Raw genomic sequence first — 19,642 nt, forward strand, 5'->3', positions numbered from 1 at the left:
AAAGGATGAGAAAATTTTCTAAAGAGGAAATAATAAAAATATTTAATGATGCTCCTAATATAGCGCCTGAATTAATTGATGAGATTTATGAGGTTTTAGAAAAAGACGGTGTTAAAGCCGTTAATATTTTATTTGATACAAAAGGCACTTTTAATCCAAACTTTGAGAATAAACAAGCCGTTATAGACTTTATTTCTATAATGAAGAAGTTTTCACAAATTAAACTGACTGCAAAAGAGGAAGCTGTCTTAAATATGAAAGGAAGTAAGAATTAAAAGAAGTCAGTTTCTAAAATTTTCCGATATTAGCTACATGCAAGTTGTTTGTTTACAGGAAGAAGCGTTTTATAAACTTTTTGACAAGGTGGTTGAACACCTGAAACAAAATCAAAAAGAAGAAACACCGTTTAAATGGATTGATGGTGAAGAAGTCATGCGATTGCTCAATATTTCATCAAAGACAACTTTGCAAAAATTACGGGACGAGGGGAAAATTCGTTTTTCACAACCACAAAAACGTATAATCCTATATGACCGTAATTCGATTGATGAGTATTTAGAATTATATGCCCGTGAAACCTTTTAAACTATGGAAGAAGAAACAAGCGTTGATAAAGATTATTTAGAAGACTTTAACCAAGCTTATAGAGTGGCTAAGGAATTAGGATTAACCCAAGAATCTCTTAGCGGTATAGATATTAGCAATAATCGTATGCAAGCTATAAAGGATGGAATAGAGCAATATCATAAGGATGCTAAGATGGAGAAAAACAAAACTACCGTTAAGCCTTTCAATATGGACAGTATAGATAATGGCTATATAGATTTATCCCTAGATAGTAAGGAAAAAGATAAAGGCAAAGATATAGATATATAGTCCTGCAATATCTGCCAGTACTTCATTTTCATCATCTCTGTCATGTTCACCGCATGACAAAGAAAAACATCCTAAATCAAATTAGTGAAATCAAATTAACCTATACAAGAAAGGTTAAGGCTTGTGAGCGTCCAAAAATAACCTGTTCTCAAGATGCGTATAAGCTCTTCCGTGAAAATTGGGATGATTTAACGATTAACTTACAAGAAGAATTTAAAATTCTTCTTCTTGATAGAAATAATCGTTGCATGGGGATTGTGCCGATTTCTAAAGGCGGCGTATCGGGAACACTAGTTGACTCTAAACTTGTGTTTTCTTCCTCCTTAAAGGCACGTGCCTGTTCGATTATTTTGGGTCATAATCATCCGTCAGGAAATACAAAACCAAGTGAAGCTGATAAAAGCATCACCAAAAAATTAATTGAAGGTGGTAGATATTTAGATTTACCTGTTTTAGACCATCTAATAGTTACAGATGACACATATTCGTCTTTTGCAGATATGAGTTTAATATAATTATGGGGCTTAAAAATAAGTTTTAACAAAATCTTTTCGTTTTCTCACAGCAACAGGAATATTAGTACCATCATTCATAGTTAATAAACCGGTTCTTCTATTATAAAATTTCATTTGTTTAGTATTAACCAAATAAGATTTATGAGCTTTATAAAAATGAGTGCCCTTTAATATTTCTGTATAGTGTTTTAATGTTTTTGAAATAATGATTTTCTTGTTACCAACTAGAAAGAAATGGGAATAATTACTATCCGATTTAATAAATAAAATATGTATTGATTCAATCTTATAATACCCTTCTGATGTAGATAGGTGGATAAGCTTATAGCCATTAGGGTTTTTAAAATTATGCTCAAGGCTTTTTAACCGTTCCAAATTTTCCTGCATGTTAGCTTTTTTATTCATTCTTAAAAGAGCATCTTGAAACTTTTCTGATGTTATCGGTTTTAAAAGGTAATGAAGCGCACAATAATCAAATGCTTTAACAGCATAATCATTATATGCAGTAGTGAAAATGATATCAAAGTTTATGTTTGGGTAAAATACATTTAAATAATCAAAACCTGTTTTAGAGCCTAAAACAATATCCAAAAAAACAAGACTGGGTTGTGTTTTTTTAGTTAAATCAATAGCTTCTTCAATTGTTTTAGCGAGTGCCACAAATGATATAATTATTACAAGGTTTTAAATGATTTGATATGGTATTAATAGCATGTTGCTCATCATCAATTATCAGGATTTTTATCATGGGTTAAAATTCTAAAGATAATGGTATTTGTATTATAACTCGAACACCTTCGTCTTTTTCAAAAATCTCAACTTGTGCTTCTGACTGTTTTATTTCTCTTAATAATTCTATTCTGTTTTTGGCACTACTTATTCCGAATGATTTTTTATTAACATTTTCTTCTTTCTTCATGCCCAAACCATTATCATCAATAGTACATACAAGTGAATTTTCCTCTTTACTAAATATAACTGTTAGTTGTCCGTTCTCCTTTTTATCCGATAACCCATGCCAAATACTATTTTCTATAAATGGTTGATATAGGACAGGAGGAACTAAAGTATTTTCTTCATCGATATCACTGTCAACTTCAATTTTATAATCAAATCTATTTTCTAGTCTTTCTTGTTCTAGTTTTATGTACCCCTTCAGGAATTCTATTTCATTTTCTAAATACACTTCATCTACACTCGAATTATCTAAAATTCCGCGCATCATTGAAGAAAATCTTGTAATATAATTACTTGATACATTTTTTTCATTTTTGAGCACAAAATCACTCATGGAATTAAGGCTGTTATGTATAAAGTGCGGGTTTAACTGCGCTCGTATTTTTCTGAGTTCAGATTTTGCCAACTTTTCATTTAAACTAGCTTCTTTTTTACGCCTATAAAGCGTTAGTATTATGGACAAAATAGAAATACCAATAACACCAGCTCCAATACTGATATTTTTTATTAGAGCTTGTTGTTTGATTTTAGCTTGACCTAATACTCTATCTTTTTCAAAATTCGCTTGTAAAATAGCCTTCTCTTTTTCGTACTCATAATTGGCTTTAAGTTGAGCTAGTTCATCTCGTTTTTCTTCAGATAGCATAGTGTTTTTTAGTTCTTCTGCTTCTTTATTTAGAGAATACGCCTTTTGATATTTACGATTCTTAAAGGCAACTTCTCCTAAGGCATCTTTCGCAAGATAAAGAGCTCTTTTATCTTTTGCATTCACAGCAAACACAACTGCGGAATCAAAGTGTTTTTCGGCAATTTTTAGTTTATTAATTTCAAGATAAACTTCACCGATAGCTTTATGCACAGACGAAAGATTAGTTTCATGGTTTAATTCATCATAAATTTTCTTGGATTGGTTCAATGTTTTTAGCGCATTTTCTGATTTGTTGAGCGAGGCATAGGAAAGGCCTATATTGGTAAGTACGTTAGCTATTCTATATTGATTACCTATCTTTTTTTCAATTCATATGATTTTTTAAAATAACTGAGAGCATTTTTTTATCGCCTACAATGCTTAATAGTTTTCCTATATTATTCTGAATAATTGAAATACCAGAAATATTTTCATTTTCTTCATGAATGATCAATGCTTTTTTCTGGAGTTCCAAAGCTGTTTGATAGTGAGACAGTTTTTCCTGTAATAGACCTTCATTACTTAATATTTCTGCATAAAACACAGTTTCACCTTTGTCAATGTGTTCCAAAAGGTGCAACCCTTCGTGAAACTTATTTTGTGCTAAAGTGTAATTTCCAAGATAAAGTTGACTTACTCCAATTTGGTTCAACGTTCTCGCAATTTTAAGCGTATCTTTATTGCTTGTGAATACTTCTAAAGCAATCATACTTTTTTCAATGGATTTATCATAATTAGCTCTTTTCATGTGAAAAAAACCAATATTGTAATTCAAAGAGGCTAACCTTTTGAGATGCTTTATTTTAGTATAGATATTACTTGCAAAATCATACAACCCCAATGCAATAGAATCTTTCCCTTTTTTCTGAAAGTTCAATCCTTTACGTTCATACCCCAAACCCAATTGCAGGGAATCATTGTTTTTCTCCGCTTCTGAAATAGCCATATTCGCTTTTTGAATACCAATTTCAGTATCAGATTGCGCATAGTAATACCAACTCAATTCGTTTAATATTTCGATTTTACTAAGTCCGTTGGTAGGGTTTTGATATTGTTGTTCTAAAGAGTCTATAATTTTTTGTTGCGCCTTGCTATTACATACTGCAATTAGAAATAGACTTAGAGCAAAAATGCTTTTTCTTTTCATTAAGAGGGAGATGATTAATTAATTTAATGCCCTAATGTATATGTTTTTTTATAACAATTATTAAAGTTGATGATAAAAAAGTGTATAGCAGATACGAAAACTAAATAAATGCTGACGTAAACTAATTTGAGTTAAATACAAACAGGAAAAACAAATATATTTATATAAACAAACGTCAATAATCAAAATACTGATAAACTTTCGCTTTCTGTAGAAAACTGGTTTTATTACAATCCAAGCGAAAGAAAAGGCACTAAGCTCATGGTTTCCATGGGCTTATTTGCTGTTATAAGATATGAGTTATTAATATATATAATGGTTAATCTGATTTTTTGACCGTTTGTATAAAAATTCAGAAAAATATTTGGCAAGGTTATCGTAATCTCTATCTTAGATTCTTTAAATGAAAATTTTATAAAACATAGACGTATAGAATAATAACAAATTAATTATAACATAAGCATTAGCTAACGAATTTCGCTCACCGTAGAAAACTGGTAATTTTAGACCCGAGCGAAAGGCAAATAAGCTATTGCCCGCGGTAAGGCGTGGGCTTAGTTTCTGTCTTTGGGTCAAGGTATACCAGTACCTCTACGGATAAGATGGACTAAGTCTCACGCTATTTTTTTGCCGTATGAATGCCTATTCTCTCCATATTCGCGACCCTTAACGGTCATTCTTCTCGTTTCAAATCCCCCATTTGTCAAACCTGCAATTATCTAACATTTTAAAAATTTAAGCATGAAAAAATCATTTTTCACCCCACTTATTCTTACCCTCTTATTCGTTGTATCCTGTAAAGATGCTCAACCACAAACAAGAGAAGAAATTAAAAAATTTAAACTCGACCTTCAGAAAGAAAACCTGAGAACAATGTTCTTGGGGGCAATGAATTTTTGTTCAGAAACAGATTATAGCTCATACTTTGATAACCCTAGAAGACAAACGGTTGGTTCTAGAGAGGGAGGAAATTGCTGTACCAGTTTAGTAGGTTTTCCCTATATAAACTTGGCTGAATATTATATCTATTCAATGGAAGGAGATAGAAGTATTTTTGACAATCAAAAAAACCCATTTAAATTAAAAGAGGTTAGAGAAGAATGGGAGAGTAAAGTAAAAAAGGTTAGGAAAGAAGCTAATAAAATCGACCCTGAAAATTTAGTCTTTAAAGGGTTTAGAAATACATCTGTTAATACCTATGACATAAATACTGAAAAGTTAAAACTTAGTTTTGGTAGCACTTTAGTAAATTTTTCTGGTACTCAAGGTGATTGGCATGGAAGCATAGATTTTCGATTTAAAGATGGTAAAGCCCCCGCAGTTTCAGAATTGAGTTTATCCTCAAAAGAAGCTAAAGAGTTATTTGAATATTATGAAGAAAATAATAAACGTCCCAATCTTCCTTCAAGCAAATACTTAAATACCAAAATCACCTATGCTTTAGAGAATCCTAAAAGAAATGACTATTTAAGTCAAATATTAGTAAGGGTAAAAAAAGTAGAATATTACTATCCTGACAATTGGGACAAAAAAATTGGCGAAATCACTTTTTAATTTATAAATCTAGAAACAATTAAAATGGGAACAGCATTATTAACAACTATCATCGGAGCCGTTATTCTCTATGTTGGATATAAAATTTTCGATAATAGAAGAAAATATGAATTTGAGAACCGAACAAATGGCGGTGTCGTCAAATTCAAAGACTGGAAAACAACAAAGAAGCACGGGCTTACTAAAGGGGTTGGTAACCTCTTTATTACAATAGGCTTGATTTTAGTAATAGTAGGCGGACTTATGCTAATGGTATTATTTATTTAACATTTAAAAATCACAAACAATGAAAACACTTTTATTTAGTTACAAATTTCTATTTGCAACCCTTATGTCTTTGCCTTTGGCTTTATGTTCAAGCGACGATGATAGCGATATTGAAAATAATGAAACATCGGAAAAACTCATTGAATTGACTACAATTCGACAAACACCAATTTATAATACCTCTAAAGGGTATCAATGGAATGATGTAGGCTACCCTAATGCAAATCTATCAATAATGTCATATGGCACATCAAATTTAATTGGAGAGTTCGGAGCAGTTGATGCTAATGAAGAATTAGAGATTATAATGGAGATTGCTCGTAGAAAAACAATTGATGAAAACAAAAAAAGGGGGCTTCAGTTTCTTATAAAAGGGCATGGCAATATGACCTTTTAGATGCCGTAATGAATAAGTCTGATTACTACATCACAAAAAAAGGCGGGGGTACATTATTTGTTACAAAAGACAAGAGGTTTAGAATAGAAAAATATTTGTTAGGGAGTAGGTATGTTGAGGGTTTTTCTTTATCGTCGGCTGGTTTATTTAAGACAGGAGATAATGGGCTTGATATATTTTCAACTCTAAATGGTAATATTTACTATACTGAAGATGATGTTTTTTCTTTTGACGAATCTACGAGCATACCTATGTATCAGTATGTTGATTATAGAATGCTTCTTCATTTGCGTTTTTTGGTTAGGAATGGAGCAAAAGAGACAAGTTTAAAAGGGGTTAAAGAGGATGGAACAGAAGTGTTCTTTACATTAAATGAAAATACAGATTTGATTGCGCTTTCTGATGAGTTCGAAACTAATGAGATTGAAACAGTTTGGTTTCTTTCAAAAGGCGATTATCGCATTGACTATTTTAACGGAATAATTTTTTCTAATGAATCTGATAGTAATGCTAATCACAAGATAGAATATAAATTTGGACAGCCTATTTTTGATTAAAACAATATAAATAAAAAAAGCCCATCATTTGATGGGCTTTGTTATTCAAAATCATCTGCAACGTCTGGGGATTTGTCTTTACCTTTATCCTTTTCATCCAAATCTAAATAAGAAGAATTTAAATAGTCGTTAAAATTAAACTTTGACTCTCTTTTTACTTCTGGTTGTTTTTCATCTTCTTTTACCCTATATGCGTTCATTCCAGTTTCTACCAAAGCTAAAAAGCTTAAATCATTTATTTGGGAAATAACTTCAATTAAATGTTCTTGCTCCGTTTCCTTAGTCTTTTCTTTTAAAGAGGCCTTGATTTGCGCTGGTATAGAATATTTCAGCTTTCCTTATTTCCTCTTTGGTCTGTTCTGGAGTACACATTGTTTTAGTGTGTTGTCTTGTTATACGTACATCTCCACTTGGTTTTAGGCGCAGGGTCAAGTTTTTTAAATTTTATTTTTTCTGTTCGTTGAAGCTCAATAACTCTTTTGTTTTTCTCGGTTATTAAATCCTGTGTTTTTTTACAGATTTTAGATAATTCTCTAATTTCCTTGAGATCTAATTCATCAAATTTTCTTGACATAAAATAGAGTTTTATGATACAGTTATATAAATTTTAGAGGTTAAACATGCCCTTTTTTCATGGTGTTGAAGTCAATTTAGATAAGCTCGATGCATATGCAACTGAGGACTTGGAATATAAAACCCAAGCTCGTGAAATCATTTGCGAACAATTGGGGTATGAACCTCTTTTTCCATTATCGGTGTTAGCCGAGTTACGCATCAGAAATGCTCTAAAGCGTTTTAAACTTGGTGAAATTTCAAAATCATCTTTGGATTTTCAAATTCAATTCCAAAGCAATGTCGTCAACTCAATCATGATAGAGGCAGCGCAACTGGGTTCTGCCTAATCACTTTTTATTCTCATAGAGATTCATAGTTATTTTTATTGGACAACGCGCCTTTTTTCTTCTCAATGCTTAAAATAGTTCTGTGCATTTTTTCATATGCCTTAATGTCCGTCTCAGCTTGTCTAATCCATAAAATATACGTCTGCTTAATATGATTTACATCTTGTCTATTATATTCTGTTAGTCTGTCCCCTTTTTTGTTACCACGCCTATAATATTCTTCATTGCTTAACGGTTCAAAGTTCCTCCATAAATCAAGGAAATGCTGATAGTGCTTTTTTTCTTCATGAAGCCATTCTATTATTTCAACAGACAATACCTTTGCTCTATCCAGATTATTTTCTAGGTCTTCGCCTTCCATCAAGTTCAATTCAGTAAAGGCATCTGGTCTGTCAAGGAGTGCATTTTTAGGTAACCAGGGATCTTTTGGGTTTAGATAACCACCTTTATATCTTTTTCCACGGAAACCGATATACATCAAGTAAATCATGAAAGAATAGAATAGTACTGTTGGAAATAGGTTGAACGGCTTCATGTTTGAATCCTGTAACTCATAGATTCTTTTTGCATGCTCAATGTTTTTCTCAACGAATGAGCTTGGAGCACCATATTTCCACAAGAAATTAAAATGTAAAAAGGCAATATAAATTAAGCTTATAATTATTCCTCCCTTGATAATTCGTTGGATGAGATAAAAAACCTCTGTAACAGATCTTTCCCAAAGGCGTTTCTTTTTTAATTTTCGATAAATCAAAAAAGCAATTCCAAGAACAGCAAGGATAGTGATGATGTTTCTTATCACATAAAAGTTGAACTCAAAACCATTATCATCATTTGCATTTATGATGATTTTATACACGTAATAAAGTGTCCAAGAGGCTAAAATCGCTTTTACCTGTAGTTTGTATTTTGAAAGAAGTTCAAATACTCTGTAACCAACTGAATTGAACCTGCCAGAAGCTATGAATACAATGCCTAGAATAATAACGAGAATGGGCATGGCGATATATTGGATTTTGGACATCATTGGCCACATTTTCCTCGTGTACATTACTTTGTAGGCATCGATAAAATCACCAAGGGTAGTAATCTCCTGTTTGCTGTAATAAGCGGCTAGAACAACGCCAACAACAATCCCAATACCAATTCCCCAGTATATTACTTTGAGTATTGTTTTAAATCTTAGAGTAAAAATTAGAGCAATAAGAAACAGATTAAAAATAAACAGACCATTTAATGCCAATATTGAGGGGTAGAGTTCAGTATATTTAGGATGCTCGTTTAATTGAAAAAACCAATCATATATTTTGATGGTCAATATATAGAAAATAGCAAGGTGTAATAAAATCGATAAGGGATGTGTAAGTGCCTTTGGTGTTTTCAATTGTTGATTAAGTTTTTAGCTGGTTAATGGTCAATAGTGCGTGATTTCGTTGAGTCTGTTTAAAAGGGATTCCTTGCCGGTGGACAATGACATTGATTTCAAAATCATTGATTGGGCCTCCCGTTTTTTGTTTGGCTAAGTCTGATGGCTCAATGATATTTTGTAAACTTTGTGTGCTTCCTTCACTTGTCCCCATATTCTGCCCCATGGATGTTCCTGTATTATGTAGCCATGTTAATTTTTTGCCGATTAAACTAGAGGCATATTGATTAGTTTCGACATCCGAATTAGCATGAAAAAATTTTGTTCCCAAGTTTCCTGCTAAAGCTTTGAAACGATACATGCCTTTTTCTCCACCGCCAGCGTGAAGGGTGTAATTGGGTAAGTTTTGTGTTAAGTAAACCGTACATGCTCTATAACTTCGCGCGGTTGATTGGTGGTCAATATCATGGTCGTGCAAGAAGTAATGAGCTTCATCAACCCATAAAAAAGTAGGTTTGCTATCGTCATTTATTTGCCTTCTTTGCATGGCACGTTGCCAGACATACTTAAATAATATTTGCCCGTCTTTACCTGTTTTTTCAAAGATGAGATAAGGAAGATTAACAACAATAATTTTCCCATTAATTGTATCTTCAGGTGTTATATTGGTCTTAGTATTAAAGAGTGTATAAAGAGGGTCGCGCATAAACCTATCGCCAAAACCAAAAAACATTTGCTCTACAATACTTCTGGTTTTATCTGAAAGATTCAACCAGTTGCCCAAAAAAATCTTCAATGATGTGAAGTCGTCTAGCCAGTTTGTCCGTTTCTTCATTTTTTTCCATTGAATTAATCTCCTTGGCTATATGCATCATCAAAGAGAGGCAAGGGGATTTTTTACACCATTCTTGGTTTTTTAGTTGGTTAGTATTTCTAGGTGCAGATTGTACAATCTTATAGATATGTTCAAAACGAATAGTATCATCATTGAGCAAGCATAAGTCCACCGCATTAACAAGTAATTGCTGTAAAGTTGAATCCCAAAAAGCCTCATTCTGTTCATTACCTTCCGTTGCTCCTGCTTTAATAACTATTTTTAATGTATCTGCGATATTGTGGGTGATACCCGTACCGCTGTCAGGGCGACTACATTCGTAATCAAGAAAATTAAAATATCTGTTAGAGCCATGACCAAAAACGATTAGGTCATTTTCCCTACCACATTCTTTACAATATTTTTTCCAAAGGTTGAGTTCTTCTTCTTTAGCTGTTAAGACGAGTCCGCCAAAGCCTTGCTTTAAATATTTTTTAGCTAATAGAGCGCCAGAGCCAGACGTTTTTCCACTTCCAAGTCCACCCATGATAAGAACACCCTCACAGGCATCACGCACCGTAAAAGGGTGACCCAATTTCCAATTAATAAGAGGGAAGTCTAAAATGGCAGACATTTAAGAGGTTAGTTTATTGATTACCAATATATAAAAAATTATTGAGGGTTCAAACTGTCCATTAGCAGTAGAATTTAGGGTTAGGGTTATTGAGTAATTTCTTTCTTTCGTTTTCCCAGAATTTTGTACTGGCTTTCATTTCATTACGTAATTCTTCGATTTCCTTTAGGAGTTCTTCTTCTGTTTTCGGTTCAACTTCGAAAAATTCGAAATCCTGTCCAAACTTCATTTTTGCATCGGTTAAATCATTTGGGTTGTTGTCCATTGTCTCAGCAAATTCAAGCCTCTCTATGATGTCTTCATATTTCATAAGCTTAAACTTGTCCATATCATGCTCAACAAGACCTCTATAACTTAGTTCAGAAAAAGCTTCCAACCGAAATAAAATTTTAGCGGTTGATTCTGTCTCTTCATTCTGTAGATTTACTTTCCCATCCTTATCCTTCTTAAATGGGAAATCGAAGATTTTTTGCTCAGCAAATAGAGCCAGTATTTTCTTTTCGGCTTCATGCTCTTGCGACCTTTTCTTTAGCCATTCTTCATGCTCGCGCATCCGCTTTTTTCGCGTCGTCTATGCTCTTCCCAAGTTGTGCCATCATCTAGTTTTTCTTCATCAAATGGAAGGTCAAAAAGAATCTGGGAGAAACGTGTATTATACACGTCAAAATAATCTTTTCGGTATTTTACTTCCTCTTTAAGGATTTTATCCCACATATTTGGGTTGGGATTATAACCGACTGATTTTAATATATAGTCTAATACTTTCATGGGTAATATTATTCCATAATACTACCTTAAAGTCAAGCATTCAAAATAGTAACGAAATGGAAGTGAAACCGCTTAGGTTCTTTTTGTGAAAAAGCCTAAAGCACTGCTTAGGGGAGATGTCTGATATAAATTAGCATTGTTGGATTAGATATAAAAGCAATGCAGGGGTGCAGAATTTTTCCTTAATCTAGGGTATCATTGGGAGACATGAGATGTAAAATTAAGGTTTAGAATTGTGTTGAGTGTTTAATAAATTGAAATATTAAAAGCTGTGTTCAATTAAGATACAAAGCATTGATTAATTAAATTAAAAGGGCGAGGTTTAGCCCATTAAGCTTTATAGGTAATTTTCTTAGGGGTGAATTGTATTTTGCTTAGGATTGGATTTCTTTTTATTTTCCTTATGGGCTAAAAAATACCATCGGGTAAAAGCACACAGACCAAAGCACAAAACACGAACCAAAAAGCCCCTAATATCTACCGAACAAATCTATGCAATGTCTATTGGTCAAAGAATGGGGTCATCCAATATTGAATGACCCCCGAAAGATTTAATATTCACAGGGTAACATAATCGTCATGACTCGCCTTGTTTTATCAAGGTCGCTCGGGTCTTCGCTTCCATATTCAAAATTGGTATCGTAGTAATCAATCTTCCATATAACATCTTGTTTGTTACTCTCTAATTGAAAACGTCCATAGTCATGCTCTCCATGTGGGTCATTATCTTCATTGAAATTGTTAAACCCTTTGATTTTCAAAACAGTTTCTAACCTTTCAGTATTAGATAAAGATAAAACCCCTTGAGTCATGGAGTATTTACCTTGAACTTTTGAAGTATTATATACATTTCCAATATTTCTGCGAAATTCATCATTTTGTTGAGCTATGATTTTTGATTTATCAGTCATTATTATTCTCCTTTAATAGAATAAGGGGGCGTTAGCCCCCTTATTAGGTTATGGTCGAGGTTGTCCGTTGGTTGCAACTTTCTTGGGCTGTTCCACTTGACGGGGTTTGTTCTCGAAAATGACCAAATCGCCAAGATTGACCTCGAAGCAATTCTTGTCTTCCTCTTGGGTAATTTCACCAAATGGGATTGTGGCATCTTTACCGTAGATTTTTGTTTTCAAGAGAAGCGTTGCTGGTGGTTCGCCGTCTTTGGCATTTGGGTTCATACGAATTTGAAGCTTTTCTGGGCTTAAGCTCATATGTCCCGTTTTAGGATGATTCCATATTCCAGATAATCGGAAAGGGATTTCGCTGCCAAATTGGTCACTCTTGACGAAAAGCCCATGTGTTGGACGGTCGCCTTTTTTCTGAGTTGGTTTTTTGTTATCAGTCATCTTTAAGTCTCCTTTGTTTGTTAATCAGATGATGAGGCGTATTAACAACAAGGCAGAGGATATTTGCCCAGAACCACACGATTATGCGGGCCGAGTGGCGGGCAAATATCCACGTTAGTGTTATCGCTTTTAGTCATCTGATGTATCAATACGGCAAAGGGGATTTGAGGTGTACTGGCAGATATAAAATCTCGAAATCGGAGAAAACCTATCAGTATATTTTCGTATTTTGAAAACCAATAAAGGCAATCAAAATCCGTCAGTAGAATGAATTTGGAAAAACATATATGGACATATGCTTACCGCTTAAAAGGGAAAGCCTATGATACGTATGTTTCAAAGTTCGACATCGGCGCAAGCAAAGGATTATTTTAAAGACGCGCTGGCTAAAGCCGATTATTATTTGGAAGACCAAGAGGTCAACGGACAATTCAATGGCAAGATTGCAAAGCGGTTGGGATTGGAAGGGCAAACCGTTGACAGGGCTACATTTGAAAAACTCTGCGATAATATCAACCCAAAAGATGGTGGGTCACTAACCCCTAGAACAGTTGAAAACCGTCGTGTGGGTTATGATATTAGTTTTCATTGTCCTAAATCTGTGTCCATTCTTCATGCGCTTGGGGATGATAAACGTGTATTGCCAGCCTTTGAGCAAAGTGTCCATGAAACGATGCTCGAAATACAAGAGGATATGCAAGTTAGGGTACGAGCACAGGGACAAAACGATGACCGTTCTGCTCCAGAGTTAATTTGGACAAATTTTGTCCATCAGACAGCACGACCCGTTGGCAGTCATCCGCCAGACCCGCATCTTCATTGCCATGCGTTTACATTTAATACGGTTTTTGAAAAAGAAACTGGACAGTTTAAAGCAGGGCAATTTCACAATATCAAACGGGATATGCCCTATTACCAAGCTCGGTTTCATAAACGATTGGCAGATAAGTTTTCCGATATGGGATATGGCATTCGTAAAACCAAGAACGGATTTGAATTGTCTGTTATCCCACAAAAAGCAATTGACCACTTTTCCAAACGAACAAATTTGATTGGACAGGTCGCCAAGGAAAAAGGTATCACCAATCTCAAAGAACTTGACCAATTGGGGGCAAAGACACGGGCAAAAAAGCAGAAGAATTTGACTATGTCCGAATTACAAAACAAATGGCGTGACCAATTGCATGAAGCTGGTATTAATGAAAAAACGCCAGAAGAAACTAAGACTACGGATAAAAGCCATTCTGCAACACAATCAATCGACCATGCTATTGAGCATGTATTTACACGAAATTCGGTCAAACGGGACAGGCAGATTCTAGCTGAAGGTTATAGACATGCCATCGATAACAAGGAGATTAGCCTTGATGAGATTGATGGGTCTTTAGAAAACAACGATACGGTTTTAAAATCCAAGTGGGAAGTCAACGGCTTTGCACAACGAAATTGGTTCATGCAGAAGAAAGGCGGATGATAGAGCTTGCTCGTGATGGAATTGGTAAACGCCGTCCGTTAAAGACGGGGTTTGATGTTTGCCAATTTGAGTATTTGAATGACGAACAACGCCTTGTTATGAACCATGTGATGACCTCGCAAGATATGATGGTGATGATACGCGGTGCGGCAGGTACTGGCAAAACAACTCTACTAAAAGAGGTTGTGCCACAAATAGAAAAAACAGGCAAAAAAGTGTTCCTGTTTGCACCAACGGCCGAAGCCTCCCGTGATGTTCTTAAGAAGGAAGGATTTGATAAAGCTGATACAGTTGCCCGTCTTTTAATGGATAAGGAATTACAAAAACAAACCAGAGGACAGGTTATTTGGATTGATGAAGCTGGTATGTTGGGGTCACAAGATATGGCAAGCATTCTCTCACTTGTCAAACAGTCCCAAACTCGGGTTATCCTTTCAGGAGACCCGAGACAGCATACCGCTGTTATGCGCGGTGATGCTATGCGGTTATTGCAAGAAGTGGGCAAAATTTCACGGGTTTCAATGGAGACTATCTACCGACAAAAAGAAGCAACTTATAAAGCGGCGGTAAAAGAAATCAGTAATGGTAATATCAAAACCGGATTTACCATACTCAAAGAGCGCGGTTCAATTCAAACATGTGAACCAACGCGGCTCAAAGAGCAATTGGTAAGTGATTATTTGACCTCTCGAAAATCAAGAAATCCGCACTTGTGATTACACCAACGAATGAACAAGCCAAAGAAATCAATAAAAACGTGCGAGAGGGATTAAGGGAAGCGAAACGACTTGGTAAACGCGAAAAGCAGTTTACAGTTTTTGACAATCACTATTTTAGTGTGGCGCAAAAACAAGATATTCGCTCCTATCGTAAAGGTCAAATTATTCAAACCCATCAAAACCTACCAAGCATCAAAAAAGGTTCGATTTTGACCATTGAGAATGTTGAAAAGAGCATGGTTAAAATTAAGGATAGTCAAGGCAAACATCATATCCTGCCTATCCATAGGGCAAAGGATTATGATGTTTTTCAGTTCAAGAGAACTTGCTTTAAGCAAAGGCGATGAAATCCGCATCAACAAAAATGGGTATGATACTCAAGGTAAACGATTAAACAATAGCTCGATTTTGACAGTCAAGGGATTCACTAAGAATGGTGATATTAGAACCGTCAAGAAATCAACAACACGCAATACCGAATTTATTTTGGGAAAAGACCATAGTAATTTTGATTATGCTTATGCGATTACCTCATACAGTTCACAGGGAAAGAGCGAGTGGATAAGGTTATTATCTCACAACCCGCATCAACTTTTTTAGCCTCCAATCAAAAACAGTTTTATGTTTCGACCTCCCGAGGTCGTGAAGATGTAACGATTTATACCGATGATGCAGATGAACTTTTAGAGCATATAAATAAAAGCGGTGACAGACAAGGAGCAACGGAGTTAAAGAAAGTCAATTTTAACAAGGCGATTGAAATTGAAAAAACAGCAAATAAGGAAATCCAACCACCAAAAACCATTGATATAGATTATGAGCCAGAATTATAAATTTAAGAGTTTAGAAATTGCCAAAAACGGACAGAATAAAGAAGAGGCAACAGAAAAAGCCCCAAATGGGATAATAGCTTTTGAAACGGGAGACACCAGAACTATTGATTTTATCCTTAAAGACGGTACACGGCAAAACTTTACCTATGCTCATTATTTAACGTCTTGGCTTGGTAAAGACGGCAATGATAGGGTAATTAAAATATTCTTTGCTACCCATCTTGTTACTGTTAAAGGGTATTGTCTTGATGAGTTATATGCTGGGTTAACAACCTTTTCCGTTAAATCCGTCAAAGCCCATGACGAGCGTTACGTCGATATGGTCAAAGAAGATAAAACCTATGTCACAGATATTAAAATTGCTTGGAAAAAGGAAGAAGATAACTCTATTGAGAATTAGCAACGCGTGTTTCAACTTTTTGCCTAATAGCAATAATGGCCGTTACCAGTTTTATCTTAAACTGGGATATTCTATTACCAAAGAACATAACCTTGATATACGAGGTGTTCTTATACCTGTGAAACTAGTGGAAAAGATATTTTTTCAGAACACTTAATAATTGCTAATCTTAACTCAGGGTTGGTTCGAAAACTATCTACTAAGTCCGACCATTTTCCATCTTTTGAGTGTTCTAGTACTCTTTCGAAAGGAAAATTCAAGGAATAACAAAGAGTTGGCCCTTTTAACTCTAGGTTCGAAAACAGAGAATTAAGTAATTTTCGTTTGTCGTCAATATTTCCTTTTTTAAATGTATCTAAGACATTAGATGTGTAATCAACAATATATAACAGTGCTTTATTAAAGCTATCGTCAGATTTTGATAAGTTTTTCATTTGAGCGTGCACATCATCTCGCTTAGCACATAAACTTATTCGTTTTGCTTGGTATTCTTCTCTTGAGATTACATTGTCTAAAACTAAATCTGTAAGTTTGCTTAGTCTTGCTTTGTAAAGGTTGTATTCATTAAATAGTTCTTTTTCTCTTCTTTTATGAAACTCCCGTTCAACATTCGCATTATCTCTAAGGCATTGTTTAATGCTTTCCATTCCATCCAAAGGTATTTTTAATTTGCTTAAAATTTCTTCTAATTGTGCAAGTACCTTTTCTTCTCTTACCCATATTTTTTTATCTATATTTTTAGGGTCTCTAGCAATCAGGTAAGTCCATTTTTGAGTTTTTCCGTTTTTATATGCTCTCTTTTTGGTATCAATGGAAACAATACGCCCTGAACTTGCACATTTTAATAACCCACGAAATGTAAAAGGTTTTGTTCTATAAGTATTGGAAGAAACATTCTTACTGCCTCTTTGCCTCATAACTTCTTGGCAAGTATCATATAATTCCTTGCTTATGATGGGGGCGTAAATATGGGTGTAAAGGTGTTCTTTAATTCTCATTTCCCCATAATAGAAAGGTTGATTTATCAATTGATAGATTTGTTGAGGAATTAAATATGATTTTAAGCCACGAGCATTTTTTAACCCTAATTCCTTTGAATACTCACATAAGGCATTGAATGAGTATATCCGAGTGGCATAAGCCTCAAATATTTTTTTGACTAATGGTGCACGTTCAACGTCAATAATTACTGTACTTTTACCTTGGTCATCTCTGGTGTTTTTATATCCTATTGGTGCGGCAGTAATACATTCCCCTTTACGTAGCTTATGTTCAATACTACGGCGAACATTATCTTTCATACTGTCAACATAGGATTGTGCCATGATTACACTGAAATTCCACAGCATCCGTTCTTGCGATACAGAATTTTTATGAATGATAGTATTTTCAGTATTAAAATGAAGTTCAATAACACCATTTTGCACGAGTGAATCTAGTAAAGGAGTTTCTTTAAAAGAGCGTTGTAGTCGGTCTACTTTATCAACAACTAGTGCTATTGTTCCTTCTTGGCGTTTAATGAATTTAATCATTTCGTTGAATTTTTTACGGTCGCCAGTTGTTGAGCTTTCTGTTAATTCGAAACATTTTATAATTTCTAATTTTTTGTTTTGGCAATACTTTTCAAGCCGAAAACGCTGAGCATCTAACGAGTATCCTTCTTCTTGGTCTTTGCTTGAAACTCGAACAAGAATAACGGCTTTTGTAGCCATTCCCTCTTTGCCGTCCAGATGGTCAGGTAGGATATTAATATCGTTCATAGTATTGATTCTACATGTTTTTTTGATGTATTTCAATACAAGTTTTTATTGCTCCAATCAAATTTATAGCACCTTGTAAAGCCTGTGCGTCTGATATTAAAGTATCAGTAGAATACTTGGCTTTGATAATTTTGGCCAATTCTTTTAAGTGCTTATTGTCTTCAGGTATTTGATTATCATTAGCGGCAATTTTATTCTTAGATTTTTTCAAAATATGCTTCCTTTTAGCTTGTGCTGAGGAACACCCCTTAATCTTTAAAAGGGGTGCTCCATTTTTGAAGAATTGTAGTTCCTTAGAAATACTATGACTATGAGCGGTTATACGCCATAGGGTCTTCAAGCCAGTTTTTCAAGTCCTGCACTCTATAAGCTTTCCTTCTTCCATGATGGGTCAAAGAATGGAGCTTAGGAAAATGCCCTTCTTTACGTTCCCGATATTGGGTTGTTTTATCCAGCGTTGTTAGAATTTCGGCTGTCTTAATGGAAACAAAGGCATTTGTTTCTAACAACAACCCGATAACAACTTCTTTTTCTTGATCTGGGTCAACAAGGATGACACCATTATTTTTAATAGTTTTCATTGTCGATTTTTCCTTTTCTGGTTGGCTATGAAAAGGGTTATAGTTGGACTTTTATGAAATCTGTACTGACGTATTTTTTTATGCTTTGAGTACATAAGTGTTTATTAATACACGAAAATCACTTTAATATGGAAATATTGTATATGTCAGTATAGGTTCAGCGTCTTACGACTTATGGATATATGCCAACAAAAACAGAAAGGACTAAAAAATGCATATTAAATTCAACTACCCCCATAAAGTAAGGCGCGATTTTCTTCATGATGTGGTTAAAGAACTGGTTAAACAACGTCATAAGCTTGGTATTACACAAGATGACCTAAACCATACATTAGGTGTTGCAGATCGATTGGTAAGTCATTGGGAGTGTGGGGTCAGAAGCCCGACGGCATTTCATCTTTATTGTTGGGCGGATGCTTTAAAAGGACAGATTTTATTTTCATCCAACGAAGATTTGAATACTCCAATACTTAAAAAACCATCAAACGATAATTCTTTGCAATGTAAAACGGTTGCTAATGATAATATCCTGATTGTACCAAATAAGAATATTAAATCTAAATTATAAGAGCATTCCCTTCATCATTAGTTTGGTGAAGGGAATATTCCAACAAGAATTAAATCACAAATAGTGTATAAAAATAATAACCCAAAGTCATAAGTATCCGATTAATGAAACGGTATTTATAAATACCTTTATTAGTTACATTTTTTTATCCATTAAATTATCTTTTTATATTTTAGCAAATACATATAAAAGGTTGTAAATAACCTATTGCTTACAATTGGTTATGTGAAACTGATTGTTTGCACCTTTGAAATATGTCAAAACGTAAACGAAAAAAGGAAATACCTGTCTTTTGTATTGAGTTTGGTAAGCACATTAGAGCTTTAAGAATAAAGAAAAAATTAAGTATTGAAGAGATTGCTTTTAAAGCTAGCATTGATGCGCAAAACCTAAGGAAATATGAACTTGGAAAGCAAGAAATGAAAATTTCTATGATGAAAAGAATTGCAGATGCATTTGAGATAAGTACTTCCGAGTTATTATCATTCGATGAATAATCGAACTTAATAAAATTAGAAT

Annotated in this window: 31 protein-coding genes; 16 read left to right on the top strand and 15 right to left on the bottom strand. The window is 34.3% G+C overall.

The genetic code is table 11. The features are described 5' to 3' along the window. Positions 1-5: 5 nt before the first annotated feature. From AC0L5U_RS00065 to AC0L5U_RS00080, 4 genes are read left to right on the top strand one after another with little or no spacing between them, the layout of a single operon-like run. On the top strand, positions 6-275 hold the full coding sequence (locus AC0L5U_RS00065) for a hypothetical protein (RefSeq protein WP_473413936.1): 270 nt from the start codon (positions 6-8) through the stop codon (positions 273-275). A 37-nt stretch (positions 276-312) separates the two neighbouring features. Further along, complete coding sequence (locus AC0L5U_RS00070; RefSeq protein ID WP_473413937.1) at positions 313-585, top strand: helix-turn-helix domain-containing protein; 273 nt, start codon at positions 313-315, stop codon at positions 583-585. 3 nt (positions 586-588) lie between these two features. Continuing rightward, positions 589-876 (top strand): hypothetical protein, encoded by a 288-nt coding sequence (locus tag AC0L5U_RS00075; RefSeq protein WP_473413939.1) that lies wholly within the window; start codon positions 589-591, stop codon positions 874-876. A gap of 53 nt (positions 877-929) precedes the next feature. Continuing rightward, positions 930-1,391, top strand: coding sequence for a JAB domain-containing protein (locus tag AC0L5U_RS00080; protein ID WP_473413940.1), 462 nt, complete (start codon positions 930-932; stop codon positions 1,389-1,391). A gap of 9 nt (positions 1,392-1,400) precedes the next feature. Here the strand turns inward: AC0L5U_RS00080 and AC0L5U_RS00085 are convergent, their stop codons facing one another. From AC0L5U_RS00085 to AC0L5U_RS00095, 3 genes are all read right to left on the bottom strand, one after another. After that, a complete protein-coding gene (locus AC0L5U_RS00085; protein ID WP_473413941.1) occupies positions 1,401-2,051 on the bottom strand; it encodes a LytR/AlgR family response regulator transcription factor in 651 nt (216 codons plus the stop codon). A 91-nt stretch (positions 2,052-2,142) separates the two neighbouring features. Further along, a complete protein-coding gene (locus AC0L5U_RS00090; protein ID WP_473413942.1) occupies positions 2,143-3,207 on the bottom strand; it encodes a sensor histidine kinase in 1,065 nt (354 codons plus the stop codon). A 154-nt stretch (positions 3,208-3,361) separates the two neighbouring features. Continuing rightward, entirely contained in the window at positions 3,362-4,183 is an 822-nt protein-coding gene (locus AC0L5U_RS00095) for a tetratricopeptide repeat protein (protein ID WP_473413943.1), read from the bottom strand. Positions 4,184-4,924: 741 nt separating this feature from the next. On the opposite strand from AC0L5U_RS00095, the gene AC0L5U_RS00100 reads away from it, so the two are divergent. From AC0L5U_RS00100 to AC0L5U_RS00115, 4 genes are read left to right on the top strand one after another with little or no spacing between them, the layout of a single operon-like run. After that, on the top strand, positions 4,925-5,737 hold the full coding sequence (locus AC0L5U_RS00100) for a hypothetical protein (RefSeq protein ID WP_473413945.1): 813 nt from the start codon (positions 4,925-4,927) through the stop codon (positions 5,735-5,737). A 24-nt stretch (positions 5,738-5,761) separates the two neighbouring features. Continuing rightward, positions 5,762-6,004 carry a hypothetical protein gene (locus AC0L5U_RS00105; protein ID WP_473413948.1) on the top strand — a complete coding sequence of 81 codons (243 nt, stop codon included), beginning with the start codon at positions 5,762-5,764 and terminating at the stop codon, positions 6,002-6,004. A gap of 19 nt (positions 6,005-6,023) precedes the next feature. Beyond that, entirely contained in the window at positions 6,024-6,401 is a 378-nt protein-coding gene (locus tag AC0L5U_RS00110; protein ID WP_473413949.1) for a hypothetical protein, read from the top strand. An 8-nt stretch (positions 6,402-6,409) separates the two neighbouring features. Next, entirely contained in the window at positions 6,410-6,958 is a 549-nt protein-coding gene (locus tag AC0L5U_RS00115) for a hypothetical protein (protein WP_473413950.1), read from the top strand. 41 nt (positions 6,959-6,999) lie between these two features. Here the strand turns inward: AC0L5U_RS00115 and AC0L5U_RS00120 are convergent, their stop codons facing one another. Then, positions 7,000-7,158 carry a hypothetical protein gene (locus AC0L5U_RS00120; protein WP_473413952.1) on the bottom strand — a complete coding sequence of 53 codons (159 nt, stop codon included), beginning with the start codon at positions 7,156-7,158 and terminating at the stop codon, positions 7,000-7,002. Between the two features lie 176 nt (positions 7,159-7,334). Beyond that, positions 7,335-7,532 (bottom strand): hypothetical protein, encoded by a 198-nt coding sequence (locus tag AC0L5U_RS00125; RefSeq protein WP_473413953.1) that lies wholly within the window; start codon positions 7,530-7,532, stop codon positions 7,335-7,337. A gap of 46 nt (positions 7,533-7,578) precedes the next feature. Here AC0L5U_RS00125 and AC0L5U_RS00130 point away from each other — a divergent pair, with 46 nt between their 5' ends. Beyond that, positions 7,579-7,860, top strand: a complete 282-nt coding sequence (locus AC0L5U_RS00130) for a hypothetical protein (RefSeq protein ID WP_473413955.1) — start codon at positions 7,579-7,581, stop codon at positions 7,858-7,860. A gap of 13 nt (positions 7,861-7,873) precedes the next feature. On the opposite strand, the gene AC0L5U_RS00135 is transcribed toward AC0L5U_RS00130, so the two are convergent. The 7 genes from AC0L5U_RS00135 to AC0L5U_RS00165 form a co-directional block, all read right to left on the bottom strand. Continuing rightward, complete coding sequence (locus AC0L5U_RS00135; protein WP_473413956.1) at positions 7,874-9,244, bottom strand: hypothetical protein; 1,371 nt, start codon at positions 9,242-9,244, stop codon at positions 7,874-7,876. A 7-nt stretch (positions 9,245-9,251) separates the two neighbouring features. Beyond that, positions 9,252-9,998, bottom strand: a complete 747-nt coding sequence (locus AC0L5U_RS00140; RefSeq protein ID WP_473413959.1) for a TraM recognition domain-containing protein — start codon at positions 9,996-9,998, stop codon at positions 9,252-9,254. Then, positions 9,982-10,674 carry a hypothetical protein gene (locus AC0L5U_RS00145; RefSeq protein WP_473413961.1) on the bottom strand — a complete coding sequence of 231 codons (693 nt, stop codon included), beginning with the start codon at positions 10,672-10,674 and terminating at the stop codon, positions 9,982-9,984. Before AC0L5U_RS00145 ends, AC0L5U_RS00140 begins: the two co-directional genes overlap by 17 nt. A gap of 61 nt (positions 10,675-10,735) precedes the next feature. Beyond that, positions 10,736-11,227, bottom strand: a complete 492-nt coding sequence (locus AC0L5U_RS00150) for a hypothetical protein (RefSeq protein ID WP_473413964.1) — start codon at positions 11,225-11,227, stop codon at positions 10,736-10,738. Then, complete coding sequence (locus AC0L5U_RS00155) at positions 11,203-11,442, bottom strand: hypothetical protein (RefSeq protein ID WP_473413967.1); 240 nt, start codon at positions 11,440-11,442, stop codon at positions 11,203-11,205. The genes AC0L5U_RS00150 and AC0L5U_RS00155 overlap by 25 nt, the downstream gene beginning before the upstream one ends. 551 nt (positions 11,443-11,993) lie before the next feature. Next, on the bottom strand, positions 11,994-12,353 hold the full coding sequence (locus AC0L5U_RS00160) for a DUF3768 domain-containing protein (protein WP_473413968.1): 360 nt from the start codon (positions 12,351-12,353) through the stop codon (positions 11,994-11,996). Positions 12,354-12,401: 48 nt separating this feature from the next. After that, a complete protein-coding gene (locus tag AC0L5U_RS00165; RefSeq protein WP_473413971.1) occupies positions 12,402-12,788 on the bottom strand; it encodes a hypothetical protein in 387 nt (128 codons plus the stop codon). Positions 12,789-13,110: 322 nt separating this feature from the next. On the opposite strand from AC0L5U_RS00165, the gene mobF reads away from it, so the two are divergent. The 5 genes from mobF (at position 13,111) to AC0L5U_RS00190 (ending at position 16,214) form a co-directional block, all read left to right on the top strand. After that, complete coding sequence (mobF, locus tag AC0L5U_RS00170) at positions 13,111-14,262, top strand: MobF family relaxase (protein ID WP_473413972.1); 1,152 nt, start codon at positions 13,111-13,113, stop codon at positions 14,260-14,262. Continuing rightward, positions 14,259-14,978 carry an AAA family ATPase gene (locus AC0L5U_RS00175; RefSeq protein ID WP_473413973.1) on the top strand — a complete coding sequence of 240 codons (720 nt, stop codon included), beginning with the start codon at positions 14,259-14,261 and terminating at the stop codon, positions 14,976-14,978. The genes mobF and AC0L5U_RS00175 overlap by 4 nt, the downstream gene beginning before the upstream one ends. After that, positions 14,975-15,328 (top strand): hypothetical protein, encoded by a 354-nt coding sequence (locus tag AC0L5U_RS00180; RefSeq protein WP_473413974.1) that lies wholly within the window; start codon positions 14,975-14,977, stop codon positions 15,326-15,328. Before AC0L5U_RS00175 ends, AC0L5U_RS00180 begins: the two co-directional genes overlap by 4 nt. A 210-nt stretch (positions 15,329-15,538) precedes the next feature. Beyond that, entirely contained in the window at positions 15,539-15,814 is a 276-nt protein-coding gene (locus tag AC0L5U_RS00185; RefSeq protein WP_473413975.1) for a hypothetical protein, read from the top strand. Beyond that, the gene (locus AC0L5U_RS00190; RefSeq protein WP_473413976.1) at positions 15,798-16,214 is read left to right on the top strand and encodes a hypothetical protein; all 417 of its coding nucleotides are present in this window, start codon (positions 15,798-15,800) and stop codon (positions 16,212-16,214) included. The genes AC0L5U_RS00185 and AC0L5U_RS00190 overlap by 17 nt, the downstream gene beginning before the upstream one ends. Positions 16,215-16,324: 110 nt before the next feature. On the opposite strand, the gene AC0L5U_RS00195 is transcribed toward AC0L5U_RS00190, so the two are convergent. The 3 genes from AC0L5U_RS00195 to AC0L5U_RS00205 all read right to left on the bottom strand — a co-directional run bounded on the left by AC0L5U_RS00195 (position 16,325) and on the right by AC0L5U_RS00205 (position 18,555). Then, the gene (locus tag AC0L5U_RS00195; protein ID WP_473413977.1) at positions 16,325-17,974 is read right to left on the bottom strand and encodes a recombinase family protein; all 1,650 of its coding nucleotides are present in this window, start codon (positions 17,972-17,974) and stop codon (positions 16,325-16,327) included. 10 nt (positions 17,975-17,984) lie between these two features. Further along, positions 17,985-18,185 (bottom strand): hypothetical protein, encoded by a 201-nt coding sequence (locus AC0L5U_RS00200; RefSeq protein WP_473413978.1) that lies wholly within the window; start codon positions 18,183-18,185, stop codon positions 17,985-17,987. A gap of 97 nt (positions 18,186-18,282) precedes the next feature. Beyond that, on the bottom strand, positions 18,283-18,555 hold the full coding sequence (locus AC0L5U_RS00205) for a helix-turn-helix transcriptional regulator (protein WP_473413979.1): 273 nt from the start codon (positions 18,553-18,555) through the stop codon (positions 18,283-18,285). 211 nt (positions 18,556-18,766) lie between these two features. Between AC0L5U_RS00205 and AC0L5U_RS00210 the strand changes: the two genes are divergently transcribed. Together AC0L5U_RS00210 and AC0L5U_RS00215 are read left to right on the top strand one after the other, a co-directional pair. Further along, the gene (locus AC0L5U_RS00210) at positions 18,767-19,123 is read left to right on the top strand and encodes a helix-turn-helix domain-containing protein (protein WP_473413980.1); all 357 of its coding nucleotides are present in this window, start codon (positions 18,767-18,769) and stop codon (positions 19,121-19,123) included. Between the two features lie 254 nt (positions 19,124-19,377). Further along, positions 19,378-19,620 (top strand): helix-turn-helix domain-containing protein, encoded by a 243-nt coding sequence (locus AC0L5U_RS00215; RefSeq protein ID WP_473413982.1) that lies wholly within the window; start codon positions 19,378-19,380, stop codon positions 19,618-19,620. Positions 19,621-19,642 lie beyond the last annotated feature (22 nt).

It is taken from the genome of Jejuia sp. G7-7, from assembly GCF_055808955.1.